Below are 13,605 nucleotides of genomic sequence, written 5' to 3' on the forward strand. Positions count from 1 at the left end.
GATGGATGCGTGGCGGCGCGGGCGGGCCGCGCGCGGGAAGAAGGACGGAACCCGGATTATGGCATTGCCAGCGCCCGCTGGGCCATGGCGTCGATATGGGCCCCGGACATGGGGCGGCCCAGCAGGTAGCCCTGCATGGCCTCGCAGCCCTGGCTCTCGAGGATGCGGCGCTGGGCGTCGGTTTCCACGCCTTCGGCCACCACCGACAGGCCCAGGGCGTGGCACATGGACAGCAGCGCGGCCACGACCTCGCGGCTGTTGCCGTCCGATTCGAGCTCGGCGATGAACATGAGATCGAGCTTGAGCCAATCGAACGGCAGCTTGCGCAGGTGGGTCAGGCTGGAATAGCCGGTGCCGAAGTCGTCCAGCGCGATGCTTACCCCGCGCGCGCGCAGGGTTTCGAGCATGCGCGCATGCCGGTCGTAGTGCGCGATCAGCAGCGATTCGGTGACCTCCAGGACCAGGCGCCACGGCGCCAGGCCGGTACGCGTCAGGATGGCGGCCACCCGCTCGGGCAGTTCGTCGTTCTGCATCTGGCAGACAGACAGGTTGACGTGCACGCGCCAGGGCACCGGCCAGTGCGCCGCCCGCTGGCAGGCCTGCTCGAGCACCCAGTAGCCCAGCGGGATGATCAGCCCGGTGCTTTCGGCCAGGCCGATGAACTCGCCCGGCGAAACCGGCCCGCGTTCGGGATGGCGCCAGCGCAGCAGGGCCTCGCAGCCGATCACCCGGCCGCTGCGCGTCTCGCAGATGGGCTGGTAATCCAGGGAAAACTGGCTGTAGGCCTCGTCGGCCACGGCCTGGCGCAGGGCCTGTTCCAGCGACTGCTGCTCGCCCTGGTGCACCAGCATCTCCGGCTCGAAGAGCTGCCAGCGGTTGCTGCCCTGGCTCTTGAGATGGCGCATGGTGACATAGAGGTTGCGCAGCAGCGCCTCGGCGGTGCGGCCGTGCTCGGGAAACAGCGCCATGCTCACCCCGAACGTGACCAGCAGGCGCTGGCCGCTGAGCAGGTAGGGACAGCCCAGCGATTCGTGCAGCTGCGCGACGCGGTCGTAGACCCAGTCGCCGCCGGTCAGCGGCAGAAAGACCAGGAATTCGTCCTGCGAGCAGCGGCCCACCATGCCGCCGGGCGTGGCCTGGGCCTGCAGGGCCAGCCGGTCCGCGATCTGGCGCAGCAGCTCGCCGGCCTGCTCCAGGCGCAGCAGCGAGCTGTATTCCGTATAGCGGTCCATGTTGACCAGCAGGACCGCACCCTGCCCCGGCCCGCCGCCGGGATGCTCCTGCATCCAGCGGCGCAGGCGCCGCAGGAACTCCTCGTTGGTGAGCGCCCCCGTCAGGCTGTCCTGGATGAACGAGCGGTGCATGCGCCGCAGCTTGCCATGCTGCCAGCAGAGCAAAGCGGCCAATCCCGCTATCAGCATCAACAGCAACCACAAGGCGGATAAGTCGGCCGTGCTCAAATATACGCCCCGAAATTTATTTTCGGCCGGCGCCTGCCAGAAGGCGACGCTGGGATGCCACCCCGGGGGACCTGCATGGAAAACGGTCCGTGGCGGGGCGGCATCCCAGCGTCGCCTGGCTGGTACGCGGCAGTATGTAACAGCCCATTATGCACGACTTTGCGGTCATATTAAACGGAAGGAATAGTCACAAACGGGAGATTTACCCGGCGAATCGGCAATGATCGGCGTGGCCCGCTGCCCGCCATGCAACAAAAAGAAATTTTCCGTTGTTGATCCCATCCATCAAACCGTAACAGAATGCCGGGTTGCGGAAACCAATGGATGCTTTTTGCGCGGACCAGACACACACGCCGGCCCAGGCAGGACGTGTCTTCCGCGCAAGAGGCGTTTTTCCGCGGGCGGCCCCCACCGCCACCCCTATCATCGCCGCGCGATGCGGCCGATCCGCCGCGCATCGGCGGGACGATGCTGCGGCCAGCCTGGCCACAGCCGCCAGACGGTATCTCATGGAGGTAGCAGTGGTGACGACCCGAAGGACCGTGCTGCTTGCAGGCGCGTCGGTGCTGCCCCTGGCCTGGAGCCGGACCGCACGGGCCGATTGCCGCAGCACCCTGCTGACGCAGGATGCGCAGGCCGCGGCGTGTCCGATATTGAGCCTGTACGGCCAGGACGCCCAGGCCCGCCGCCTGGCGGCGGCGCTGACCCTGGAGCAGCTGCGCAGCCTGCCGCAGACCGGCATACGCACGTCCCTGCCGGCCAACTTCCAGATGCGCGAGAGCGTGCACTGGCAGGGCCCCACGCTGGCCGAGGTGCTGCGCAGCCAGGATCTGCGCTGCGACAGCGGCGTCTACGCCGAATCGCTCAGCGGCTACGGCGCGCTGGTGCCGGCCACGGACCTGAGCCGCTTCGACCCCATCCTGGCCTGGCTGCGCAACGGCAAGCCCATGAGCGTGCGCGGCAACGGGCCGCTGCTGGTGATCTACCCCTTCGACGATCACCCCGCCCTGCGCGAAGACATCCACTACCTGCAGCGCACGGTCTGGCAGGTCCGGTCCCTGACCGCCCTGTGAACGGCCCAGGTACACGGCCTCGCCTCGTCCCGACATGCCCTCCCCGTCCCGACACCATCCCGCACCGGCTCCGCCGCCCCCGCCCGAGGGGCTGCGGCATCCGCGCTGGCTGACCGTCGTGCTCTCGGCGCTGCTGATTTCCATGGCGGTGCTCACGGTGCTGGCGACGGTGAGCCTGCGCGACCATGCGCGCGAACTGGCCGAGCCGCGGCTCAACAGCGACTTCCTGGTCTCCTACCAGATCGCCACCGAACTGAACATGCTGATCGACGCCGCGCGCTCGGTGCAGGCGCGCGAAGGCGGGACGGGCGAGCTCATGCTGCGGCTGCAATTGCTGGCCAGCCTGATCGAGCCGGTGCCCACGGCCCCGCGCGCCTATACGCAGTTGCTGGACAGCCTGCCCCAGGCGCGCGAGCTGATCGAACAGCTCGCGCGCCTGGTCATGCCCTGGCTGGCCCGGCTGCAGACCGCCGTGCAGGAGCAGGCCGACCGCGAGGTGGCGCAGGACATCCTGGGGGAGGCCGCCATGCTGCGCACGCTCTCGGACCGGCTGGTCAGCCTGGTGCACCGCCAGCAGGGCAACATCCAGGACCAGAACCGGCTGCGCCTGCACGGCGGCTTCTACAAGCTCGAATGGACCATCGCGGGGCTGATCACAGGCAGCATCGTGCTGTCGGTATGGCTGCTCATCCTCAATCACCAGTCGCGCCAGTTCGGCGCCAAGCTCGCCCAGGCCAACGCGCGGCTCGAATCGGCGGTGGCCCAGCGCACGCACGAGCTGGCCTGGCTGGCCAACACCGACCCGCTGACCGAGCTCAAGAACCGGCGCGCCTTCATGGAAGCCGGCGAGGCGCTGGTCATCCAGTGCCGCCGCTACCCCTATCCCCTGTCGGCGCTGCTGATCGACATCGACCACTTCAAGAGCATCAACGACCGCTACGGGCACCACCTGGGAGACACGGCCATCCGCCGCGTGGCCGACGCCATGACCGCGACGCTGCGCGAGACCGACGTCACGGGGCGGCTGGGCGGCGAGGAATTCGCGGTGCTGATGCCGCACACCGACCTGAACGCCGCCCTGCGCGCGGCCGAGCGGCTGCGCCTGGCGGCGGCGGACCTGAGGATCCCTGTTCCCGGCCAGGAGCCGATCAACCTTACAATTTCGATCGGCGTGGCGGACTTCAGGCATGACATGTCGCTGGACATCCTGGTCATGCATGCCGACCTGGCGCTGTATCGGGCCAAGCACGACGGACGCAACCGCGTCCGCGCCTTCGGCACGGAATTGTCCTCCCCCGGCGACGCCGCCTAGTGCAAAGGGGGCCCGCGCCCGGCCCCGCCCAGGCGGATCGACCGCCCTGGCGTGCCGCGCCGCCGCGGGCGGCGGCAAAATCGCTTAACCGGGCCGCGCGCGGCAGAGATAATCACGTCATGACCATATTCCGAGACCTGACCCTGGGCATCGCCACCTTGGCGGGGGCGCTGGCCTGCGGCGCCTTCGTCCTCGGATTGAGCACCGTGCAGGGCTTTGTGCGGGACTCGCTCGAGCACCGCACGCGCGCCGAGGCCGCCCTGCTGGCCGAGCAGCTCGGCGCCCTGCCCGACCCGGCCGCCGCCGCCCGGGTGATGCAGGCCAGTTTCGATGCCCACGGCTACCGCTGGGCCCAATTGCACGACGCCCAGGGACAACTGGTGTTCCGCGCCTCGCGGCCCGCGGCGCAGGCGCCGCTGCCCGGCTGGTTCGAACGCCTGGTGCCGGTGGGCGCCACCCCGGTGTTCCAGCCCGTGCCGTCCGGGCCGCTGGCCCAGGGCCGGCTGGGCCTGGCGCCCGGCGAACTGCTGGCGCGCCAGGCGCTCTGGCAGGCGGCGCGCAGCCTGGCGCTGCTGGCCGCGCTGGTGATGCTGGCCGCCGTGCTGCTCGCCCTGGCCGCGCGCATGCTGCTCGCCCGCACGCTCTCGCGCATCGGCGACCAGGTCCAGGACTGGAGCGCCCAGGACAACGCCACCCTGGCCGAGCGCCTGCCCCCCGAGCTGGCCGGCCTGGGAGCCGCCTTCGAGGCGCTGCGGGCCCGGGCCGGCGCGCGCCTGGCCCAGCAGACCCGCACCATCGAGACCCTGCAGGAAGAGCTCGCGCTCGATCCGGTCACCCGGCTGCCCAACCGCAAGCGCTTCGTGGCCGCGCTGCAGCTGGCGCTGCGCGCCGGGGCCGGGGCGCGCGGCCACGTGCTGATGTTCCGCCAGCGCGACCTGGCCTTCATCAACCGGCGGATGCCGCGCCGGCATACGGACCAGTGGCTGCGCGGCGTGGCCGAGCGCGTGCAGGCGCAGCTGCAGCGGCCCGGCCAGGAAAACGTGCTGGCCCGGCTCAACGGCTCGGACTTCGGCGTGCTGCTGCCGGGCATGGAGCCGGCCCAGGCGCTGCGGCTGGCCGAAGTGCTGCGCAGCGAATTGCGCGGCAGCCGCATCGAACTGGACGACAGCGGGCAGTTGTGCCGCTGGGCGCTGGCCCTGACGGCCTACGAGCCCGGCGAGGAGCCGGCCCGCGTCCTGGCACGCCTGGACCACGGGCTGATGCAGTCCGAAAACGCCGAGCCCGAGACCATCGCGGCCGCCAAGGCCCGCCCGCCGCGCGGCGAAAGCGGCGAATACGCCTGGAAGGACGTGCTGCTGACGGCGCTGGACCAGCACCGCTTCTCGCTGGCGCTGACCCGCCAGCTCCGGCAGGACGGCAGCCTGCTGTGCCATCGCGCCATGCTGTCGCTGCACGATCCGGTCACCGGCCAGCAGCTTCCCGCGCAAAGCTTCATTCCTCCGGCCATCCGGCTGGGCCTGGCGGCCGATTGCGACATGCAGGCCATGCGCCTGGCGCTGGACTGGCTGCGCGGCCACGACGGCGAGCTCTCGGCCCTGCTGTCGCTGGCCTCGCTGGGCCAGGCGCAGTTCCTGCCGCGCTTGCGCGAGCTGCTGCAGGCCAGTCCCCAGGAAGCCGGCCGGTTGCTGCTGGAGATCGACGCGCACGGCCTGATCGACCACTACGCCGACGTGCGGGCGCTGTGCGAGATCGCCCGCGCCACGGGCGTACGGGTAGGCCTGCGCCGCCTGACCCGGCAGTTCGGCGCGATGGCGCACATGCACCACCTGCCGCTGAGCTACGTGCGGCTGGACGACGATTTCGTGCAGGGCCTGCAGGACAGCCCGGGCAGCCAGCACCTGGCCGCCTCGGTGGCCCATACCGCCAACAGCCTGGGCATCGCGGTCTATGCCATGGACCCGGGCATTCCCTTCCTGCGCGACTGGCTGGCGCCGCTGCACGTGGTCCTGCTGCAAGAGGTGGCGGTGCCGGCTGACCCGGCCGGGGCAGCCCTTGGATAGCGGCACCCCGCTTTTTGCGCCCGGCCTGCTGGCCGCCTGGCTGCTGCCGGGGCTGCTGGCCGCCGCCGCCCTGGCGCAGCTGGCGCGCGCGCAGGCGGCGCGTTCGCAGGCCGCGCTGAGCCTGGCCGGCCTGGCCCTGGTCGAACTGCTTACGCTGGCGTTGTACGGCGATGCGCCGCAAACCTACTTCTCGCTGGTGCTGGTGGCGCCGGGCCTGGCCGCCGCCACGGCGCTGCTGGCCTGCGCCGCCGGCGCGCCGCCCCGGCGCTGGATCGTGCCGGCCGCGCTAAGCCACCTGCTGAGCCTGCCCGCGCTGCTGCAGGCTGCCGGCCTGGCGCTGGCGCTGCCCGTGCAGGCCGGCTTCCTGTGGCAGTGCGGCCTGCTGTTGCGGGCCCTGCTCTACCTGGGCGCTCCGCTGCCGCGGCCGGCCGGACCGGCGCGCCCGCCCGCCCTGCCCGGGCCGGATGCCGCCGCGCCCGCGGGCCCGGTCGCCGCGCCCCAGGAATGGCAGGCGGCCATCGACGCGCACCGGCAGGCCAGCAGCCTGCTGGCCCACGAACTGCGCGCCCCCCTGGCCACGCTGGACACCGCGGCCCAGGCCCTGGCGCTGGCGGCGTCCGAAGACGACCTGCACGCCCACGCCCGGCTGGCCCGCATGCGCCGCGCCGTCAAGCGCATCACCGAACTGACCGACGATTTCCTGGGCAGCGGCAAGCTGGGCGAGCGGCTGCTGCAGCCCCAATGCGAGGCCGTGGACATGCAGGCGCTGGCGCAGGGGCTGGCCGCGCGCATGCAGGCCGATACCGCCCATGTGCTGCGAGTCGAGCCCGGGCCGCCGGCCCTGGCCTGGGCCGACGCGCGGCTCTGCGCCGAGGCGCTGCGCAACCTGCTGCACAATGCGGTGAAGTATTCGCCGGCCGACCAGCCCATCCTGGTGCGGGTGGCCGCCGACGCGCGGGCCGCCCGGGTGGCGGTGTCCGTGTCCGACCGCGGGCCGGGCATCAGCGATGCCGAACGCGAGCGCATCTTCGACCCCCACTATCGGCGCTCGATCCACCGCAACACCCAGGGCACCGGGGTGGGGCTGTATCTTTCGCGCGAGATGTGCCGGCGCCAAGGCGGCGACCTGGTGCTGATGCGCAGCGGACCGGACGGCTCGGTCTTCGAGATCCGCCTTCAGGCCGCGAAGACGTAGCCCTGGCCGCGCACCGACAGGACCGGCATCTTCATGCCCGCGGCCTGTGCCTTGGCCCGCAGCCGGCTGACCAGCACGTCGATGCGGCGCAGTTCGAACTCGCTGGAATCGCCGGGACTGAACAGCTCGGCCAGCGCCTGCCGGCTGACCACGCTGCCGCTGCTCTTGAGCAGGGCCCCGATGAAAATGCGCTCCTGGGCGCTCAGGTGCAGGCTGGCGCCTTCGGGCGAGGTAAGGATCCAGCCGCCTTCCTGCAGGCTCCAGGCCTGGGCCGGGCGGGCCGGCGGCCCGGCCGCCGGCGCGGGCCGCACCACCCCGGACATGCGCATGCGGCGCGACAGGCTGCGGATGACCGAGCTCAGTTCCAGCATGTCGACCGGCTTGGTCATGTAGATGTCGGCCCCGCCTTCCAGGCCACGCACGCGGTCCTCGAGCGCCCCGCGCGCGGTCAGCATGACGATGCCGACCTGGTAGCGCGCCCGCAGGCGGGTGGCCACGGCAAAGCCGTCCTCGCCGGGCACGTTGGCATCGAGCAGCACGACGTCACAGGAGTCCTGCTCGAACTGCGCCATGAACCGGGCCGAGTCGGGGGCCGCGAAGGCCACGTGAAAGCCGAACCCGCCCAGTCCGAGCGCGAGTTCCTCGCGAAAGTCGTCGTCGTCCTCGAGGAGGCCGATACGCAACATGTCTTCGGAAAAATGAGCTTGCACGAGCCGGATTTATCCTCAGATTGACAAGCCGCACGTCCGCCACGACATGTTCTTGCCTACGCCAAGCAAGGAAAGATGACGAATTCTATCAGCCACCGGCCGTCAGGCCGCGTCCGGCAGCCCCCGATCATGGCGGGGGAACCGCGCTTTTTTCCCCGATTGGCATCCTTGTCCAGGAAAAGCAACAGATGTTCAGGAAGAACAACTGATCTGCAGTTCCGCAGCCCAATCCGGCGCCGGCTCGGCATAGGCCTGCATGCCGGGGTGCTCGCGCCAGGGGTCGGCGAGCAGGCGCATCAGCGTCTCGATTTCGCTGGCATCGCCCCGTGCGGCGGCCTGGATGGCCTGCTCGGCCAAGTGGTTGCGCAGCACGTAGAGCGGGTTGTGCCGGTGCATGGCGGCCACCCGGTCCCGCGCGGGTCGGCCGTCCTGCCTGACGCGCTGGACGTAGCGCCGCGCCCAGGCCGCGGCGGCCTGGCGGTCGACGAACAGGTCCAGGAAGCGGCGCCACGGCGCGCCGCCGCCCTGCTCGCCGCCCTGCTCGCCGCCCTGGTCCTGGCCCGCCGCCGCGCCGCGGCCGGCCGGTTCGGCGGCCTCCGGGCAGTTCTCGGGCAAGCCGTCCAGGCGCCGGAACGACAGCGTGAAGTCGGCCCGCGACTCGTGCATCAGGCGCAGCAGGTCGTCCAGCAGCGTTTCGTCGCCGGGCTGCCAGGCGGCCAGTCCGAGCTTGCCGGCCATGCGCGCGTGCCAGTGTTCGAGAAAGGCGGCCTCGTAGCCGTCCAGCGCGGCCCGCAGGGCATCCTGGTCGGGCTCGATGGCATGCAGGGCCGAGGCCAGCCGGATCAGGTTCCAGTGCGCCACCGAGGACTGCACGTTCCAGGCATAGCGCCCGCCGGTATCCGTATGGTTGCAGATATGGCCGGCGTCAAAGCCGTCCATGAAGCCATAGGGCCCGTAGTCCAGCGTCAGGCCCAGGATGGACATGTTGTCGGTGTTCATCACCCCGTGGCAGAACCCCACCGACAGCCAGTCGGCCATCAGGCGCGCCGTGCGCCGCGACACCTCGGCCAGCAGCGCGGCCACGGGGCTGCCCTGCCCGGCCTGGCGGCACTCGGGATAATGACGGTCGATGACATAGTCGGCCAGCGTGCGCAGCAGGTCGGGCCGCCGGGCCGCGGCCCAATGCTCGAAGGAGCCGAAACGCACGAAGCTGGGCGCCATGCGGGTCACCATGGCCGCGGTCTCGACGGTCTCGCGCACCACGGCATCGTCGGCCACCACCAGGGCCAGGGCCCGCGTGGTGGGGATGCCCAGGCCGTGCATGGCCTCGCCGGCCAGGTATTCGCGCACCGAGGAACGCAGCACGGCGCGCCCGTCGCCCATGCGCGAGTACGGCGTGCGGCCGCTGCCCTTGAGCTGCAGCTCCCAATCGCCGTGCGGACCGGCGACCTCGCCCAGCAGGTGCGCGCGGCCATCGCCCAGCTGGCCGGCCCAGACGCCGAACTGATGGCCGCTGTAGACGGCCGCCAGCGTATCGCCGCCGGGCAGCGGCGCCGCGCCCGAGACCACGGCCAGGAACTCGGGCGTGCGCAGCGCCGAAGGGTCCAGCCCGATCAGCGCCGCGGCGGCTGCGTTGGCATGCAGCAGGCGCGGCGGGTGCTTGAAGGGCTGGGGCGCCAGCCGGGTGTAGAAATCCTCGGGCAGCGCGGCAAAACTGTTGACGGTGCGCAGCGCCTGCAGCGATGTTGCATTCATGGTGCCTCCTTGGCATTGCGCGCCGGCGTCAGGGCCTGCGGCGCGCGGACGGCCTTTGCGCGGACCGCTAGGGCGCGCGCGGCGGCTTGCGCCCCCGGGCGGCCTGCTTGGCCGGACGCACGTAGAAAATGGCGGAGAAAAAGAAGACCAACGACAGGACGATCTCGAGCCAGGCCAGCGCCACGGAGAGGCCGGGCGGATCGGACATGGCCCGCACCACGCCTTCCATCAGGTAAAGCAGCACCAGCATGCTGGCCCACTGCATGGTGTATACGCTGCCGCGCGCCACCCCGCGCAGGGGAAAGGCCAGCGGCAGGGCCTTGAGCAGCAGCCAGGAGCCGCCGGGACGCACCGGCGCGAGCACGGTTTCCCAGGCTACGCACAGCAGCAACAGGGCCAGCAGGCTGCCCGTGGCCAGCCGCCGCAAAGCGGGGTTGAGTTCGACTTGCATACTGCTATTATCGCCCGATGGAACAAGCTTCGGCGCCGTCCCATCGGACTCTTGCCGTTCCCAAGGCCCACGTCTCGCTGCCCTGGCACCGCCGGGTGGGAAAACTGCTGCGTTTCGCGCTGGCGCGCGCCGGCCAGGAAAAACTCCTGCAGGTCGCCTCCAGCCTGACTTTCACCACCGTCCTGGCCATCGTCCCGATGCTGGCCGTGGTGCTCTCGCTGTTCACCGCCTTTCCCCTTTTCAACGACTTTCGCATGGCCCTGGAGACCTTCCTGGCCAACAACCTGATGCCGCCGGCCGTGTCCGACAACATCATGGACTACCTGAACCAGTTCGCCATGCAGGCCTCGCGCCTGACCACCATCGGCGGCCTGTTCCTGATCGTGACGTCCATCATGCTGATCATGACCATCGACATGGCCTTCAACGACATCTGGCACGTCACGCGCCAGCGGCCCCTGCCGCAGCGCGCCCTGGTCTACTGGGCCGTGCTCAGCCTGGGGCCGGTGCTGGCCGGCGCCAGCCTGTGGGCCACCTCGATGCTGGCGCGCGAATCCATGGGGCTGGTCGGCGAGCTGTCGCGCGCAGCCGAGATCGTGCTGTCGTTCCTGCCGGTGCTGCTGACGGCGCTGGGCTTTGCCGCCCTGTTCGTGGTGGTGCCCAACCGGCGCGTGGAATGGAAGGACGCGCTGGCCGGCGGCCTCTGTACCGCGGTGCTGCTGGAGATCACCAAGCGCGGCTTCGCCCTGTACATCACCAACTTTCCCACCTATACGGTCATCTACGGCGCCTTCGCCACGGTGCCGGTGTTCCTGCTCTGGATCTACGTATCGTGGCTGGCGGTGCTGCTGGGCGCCTCGATGGCGGCCTCGCTGCCCCTGATCCGGCTGGGACGCTGGAACATCTCGCGCCGGCCGGGGGCCGAGTTCATCGACGCGGTGGGCGTGCTGCGCGCGCTGTACGCGGTGCGCGGCCAGGTGCCCGCCGGGCTGGACGGCAAGACGCTGGCCGCCACCTTGCGGCTGCACCAGGACGAGCTGGCCGACGTGCTGCAATCGCTTTCCGAGATGGGCCTGGTGGCGCGCGGACAGGCTCGCAACAGGGATGTCTGGGTGTTAAGCTGCGACCCCCGGACCGCCACGCTGGCGCCGCTGGTCGATCGCTTCCTGATCGACCGCAATCAGCGCCGCCTGGAGAACGAGCCCGAAATCCTGGAAGCCATCGCGCCGCTGCTGGTCGGCGGCAAGGCTGCCGTACTGGAAACCATCATCGATACTGCGCCGCCCGCCGAGCCGCCGCTCGAACCGAAGGCCCCGGTCAGCGCGCAGGCAAAACCCGAACCGGCCACCGGTTCCACGGAGACGATCCATGCTCAGAGTCAGTGAAATCCTGAGGGTCAAGGGCAATACCCTGTACACCGCCACGCCCGACATGCCCGTGTCGCAGGCGATCCAGACCATGAGCGAGCAGGACATCGGCTCGCTGGTCATCATGGAGCACGGCATGCTGGCCGGCATGCTGACCTTCCGCGAAATCCTGCGGCACATCCACCGCGCGCAGGGCGACTTCGGCGACTACACCGTGCGCGCCATCATGGACGACGCGCCCGTCAGCGTCACGCCCAACACCAGCGCCGACGAGGTGCAGCGCCTGATGCTCGAGAAGCACGCCCGCTACATCCCGGTCATGGACGGGCCGGTGCTGCTGGGCGTGATCTCGTTCTACGACATGGCGCGCGCCATCGTGGCGGCCCAGCAATTCGAGAACAACATGCTCAAGGCCTACATCCGCGACTGGCCGGTCGAGGAAGGCGGCGCCGAGGCCGGCAAGCCCGCCGGGCCTATGCTGTGAATTCGCCGTAGCGCAGGCTGCGCCAGGCGTGCCAGATCAGCTCGGGATCGTTGGCGGCCAGGCGCGCCGGATCGGACAGCAGCCGGCGCCAGCCGCGCGCGCCGGCACGGCCGTTGACCAGGCCCAGCATGGGCCGCACGATCACGCGCAGGGGCACGCCCGCGGCCACTTGCGCGGCCGCATAGGCCATCATGGCATCGACCACGCCGGCGTCCTCGCGCAGCCGCTCGTGCGGCCACCAGTGGTGCGACAGCTCGGACAGCACGCGCGGCTGGTGCCAGGCCGCCCGGCCCAGCATCACGCCGTCGAACCCCTGCGCCCGGGCGATCGCCTGGCCGGCGTCGGCCAGCCCGCCGTTGAGCACCACCACGCAATCGGGAAAATCCCGCTTGATCTGCAGCGCCGCTTCGTAGCGCAGCGGCGGCACCTCGCGGTTGTCCTTGGGCGAAAGCCCCTTGAGCACCGCATTGCGCGCATGCACGATGAAAACGCGGCAGCCGGCCTCGTACAGCGTGCCGACGAAATCGCGCACGAAGCCATAGGACTCGTCGTAGTCCAGGCCCAGGCGGTGCTTGACGGTGACCGGCACCTGCACGGCATCCTGCATGGCCCGGATGCAATCGGCCACCAGCGCCGGCTCGGCCATCAGGCAGGCGCCGAAAGCGCCCTTCTGCACGCGCTCCGAAGGGCAGCCGCAATTGAGGTTGATTTCGTCATAGCCCCATTGCTCGCCCAGGCGGGCCGCCTGCGCCAGCGCCCGCGGCTCGCTGCCGCCCAGCTGCAGCGCCACGGGATGCTCGGCCGGGTCGAAGTCCAGGTGGCGCGGCACGTTGCCGTGCAGCAGCGCGCCGGTGGTGATCATCTCGGTGTACAGCCGCGCGCGCGGCGCCAGCAGCCGGTGGAAATACCGGCAATGGCGGTCGGTCACGTCGATCATGGGCGCCACGCTCAGGCGCCAGGCGTCGGCAGCGAAGGAAATCGGGGTCATGGATGGATGGCGGGCACGGCGGGCGGCACGGCAGCGGCCCGCGGAACCCGACAATGTACCGTGGCGGCGAAAAATTTGCTGGGCCCCGGCCGCGGGCGGGCGGCCCGGCGCGGCGCGGCCCGCCGTGCTAATGTCGCAGCGGCCCGGACGCGGCCGTCCGGGCATAACAAAAAACGGGGAGACGCCTTCCATGGAAAACGGCCACGCGCCGGCCCGGCCCAGGGCCCTGCTGCCCTTGATCGTCTTTTCGCAGTTCGCCGGCACCTCGCTGTGGTTCGCCGGCAACGTGGCTGCGGCCGATCTGCCCGGCGGCCTGCACCCGGCCTGGCTGGCCAGCGCCGTGCAGCTGGGTTTCGTGGCCGGCACGCTGGCCTCGGCGCGCCTGCGCCTGGCCGACCGCCACAACCCGGCCACCCTGTTCCTGGCCTGCTGCCTGGCGGGCGCGCTGTGCAATTATCCGCTGGCCGCGCTGGCGCAGCTGCTTCTGCAGGAACACGCCGGGCCGGTCCATATGCTGCTGCGCCTGCTGGTGGGCGCGGCCCTGGCCGGCATCTACCCAGTCGGCATCAAGATCGCCGCCAGCTGGTACGGGCAGGGGCTGGGCATGGCGCTGGGCTACCTGACCGGCGCGCTCGTGCTGGGCACGGCCTTTCCGCACCTGGTCCAGGGCCTGGGCGCGGCGCTGGGCTGGCACGCGGTGCTGGGCGCCTCCTCGGCCCTGGCGGTGCTGGGCGGCCTGGCCCTGCGCGC

11 protein-coding genes and 1 pseudogene are annotated in these 13,605 nt (G+C 70.8%); 7 read left to right on the forward strand and 5 right to left on the reverse strand.

Annotated features, from left to right (window positions below):
- Positions 1–56: 56 nt before the first annotated feature.
- The gene (locus V8Z80_RS01650) at positions 57–1,406 is read right to left on the reverse strand and encodes a putative bifunctional diguanylate cyclase/phosphodiesterase (RefSeq protein WP_336060820.1); all 1,350 of its coding nucleotides are present in this window, start codon (positions 1,404–1,406) and stop codon (positions 57–59) included.
- 578 nt (positions 1,407–1,984) lie between these two features.
- Between V8Z80_RS01650 and V8Z80_RS01655 the strand changes: the two genes are divergently transcribed.
- The 4 genes from V8Z80_RS01655 to V8Z80_RS01670 all read left to right on the forward strand — a co-directional run bounded on the left by V8Z80_RS01655 (position 1,985) and on the right by V8Z80_RS01670 (position 7,100).
- On the forward strand, positions 1,985–2,533 hold the full coding sequence (locus V8Z80_RS01655) for a molybdopterin-dependent oxidoreductase (RefSeq protein ID WP_155192479.1): 549 nt from the start codon (positions 1,985–1,987) through the stop codon (positions 2,531–2,533).
- A gap of 34 nt (positions 2,534–2,567) precedes the next feature.
- Positions 2,568–3,845, forward strand: coding sequence for a GGDEF domain-containing protein (locus tag V8Z80_RS01660; protein WP_336060821.1), 1,278 nt, complete (start codon positions 2,568–2,570; stop codon positions 3,843–3,845).
- 119 nt (positions 3,846–3,964) lie between these two features.
- Positions 3,965–5,905: a bifunctional diguanylate cyclase/phosphodiesterase gene (locus V8Z80_RS01665; RefSeq protein WP_155192483.1), complete on the forward strand. Its 1,941-nt coding sequence runs from the start codon at positions 3,965–3,967 to the stop codon at positions 5,903–5,905.
- On the forward strand, positions 5,898–7,100 hold the full coding sequence (locus tag V8Z80_RS01670) for a sensor histidine kinase (RefSeq protein ID WP_336060822.1): 1,203 nt from the start codon (positions 5,898–5,900) through the stop codon (positions 7,098–7,100). The genes V8Z80_RS01665 and V8Z80_RS01670 overlap by 8 nt, the downstream gene beginning before the upstream one ends.
- Here the strand turns inward: V8Z80_RS01670 and V8Z80_RS01675 are convergent.
- The 3 genes from V8Z80_RS01675 to V8Z80_RS01685 all read right to left on the reverse strand — a co-directional run bounded on the left by V8Z80_RS01675 (position 7,082) and on the right by V8Z80_RS01685 (position 10,016).
- Positions 7,082–7,786 carry a response regulator transcription factor gene (locus tag V8Z80_RS01675; protein ID WP_155192582.1) on the reverse strand — a complete coding sequence of 235 codons (705 nt, stop codon included), beginning with the start codon at positions 7,784–7,786 and terminating at the stop codon, positions 7,082–7,084. The two genes, V8Z80_RS01670 and V8Z80_RS01675, sit on opposite strands and share 19 nt — an antisense overlap.
- Positions 7,787–8,002: 216 nt before the next feature.
- A complete protein-coding gene (locus tag V8Z80_RS01680; RefSeq protein WP_155192486.1) occupies positions 8,003–9,565 on the reverse strand; it encodes a protein adenylyltransferase SelO in 1,563 nt (520 codons plus the stop codon).
- A gap of 67 nt (positions 9,566–9,632) precedes the next feature.
- Positions 9,633–10,016: a DUF2069 domain-containing protein gene (locus tag V8Z80_RS01685; protein ID WP_155192488.1), complete on the reverse strand. Its 384-nt coding sequence runs from the start codon at positions 10,014–10,016 to the stop codon at positions 9,633–9,635.
- Positions 10,017–10,033: 17 nt separating this feature from the next.
- Between V8Z80_RS01685 and V8Z80_RS01690 the strand changes: the two genes are divergently transcribed.
- Positions 10,034–11,401 (forward strand): YihY family inner membrane protein, encoded by a 1,368-nt coding sequence (locus V8Z80_RS01690; RefSeq protein ID WP_155192490.1) that lies wholly within the window; start codon positions 10,034–10,036, stop codon positions 11,399–11,401.
- Positions 11,385–11,867 (forward strand): CBS domain-containing protein, encoded by a 483-nt coding sequence (locus V8Z80_RS01695; RefSeq protein WP_155192491.1) that lies wholly within the window; start codon positions 11,385–11,387, stop codon positions 11,865–11,867. Before V8Z80_RS01690 ends, V8Z80_RS01695 begins: the two co-directional genes overlap by 17 nt.
- Here V8Z80_RS01695 and dusA read toward each other — a convergent pair.
- Entirely contained in the window at positions 11,857–12,804 is a 948-nt protein-coding gene (gene dusA / locus V8Z80_RS01700; RefSeq protein ID WP_442951923.1) for a tRNA dihydrouridine(20/20a) synthase DusA, read from the reverse strand. The two genes, V8Z80_RS01695 and dusA, sit on opposite strands and share 11 nt — an antisense overlap.
- Before the next feature lie 241 nt (positions 12,805–13,045).
- On the opposite strand from dusA, the pseudogene V8Z80_RS01705 reads away from it, so the two are divergent.
- Positions 13,046–13,605: pseudogene (locus tag V8Z80_RS01705) on the forward strand (MFS transporter); the annotation flags it as partial.

This window comes from Orrella sp. JC864, from assembly GCF_037026685.1.
GTDB lineage: Bacteria > Pseudomonadota > Gammaproteobacteria > Burkholderiales > Burkholderiaceae_B > Orrella.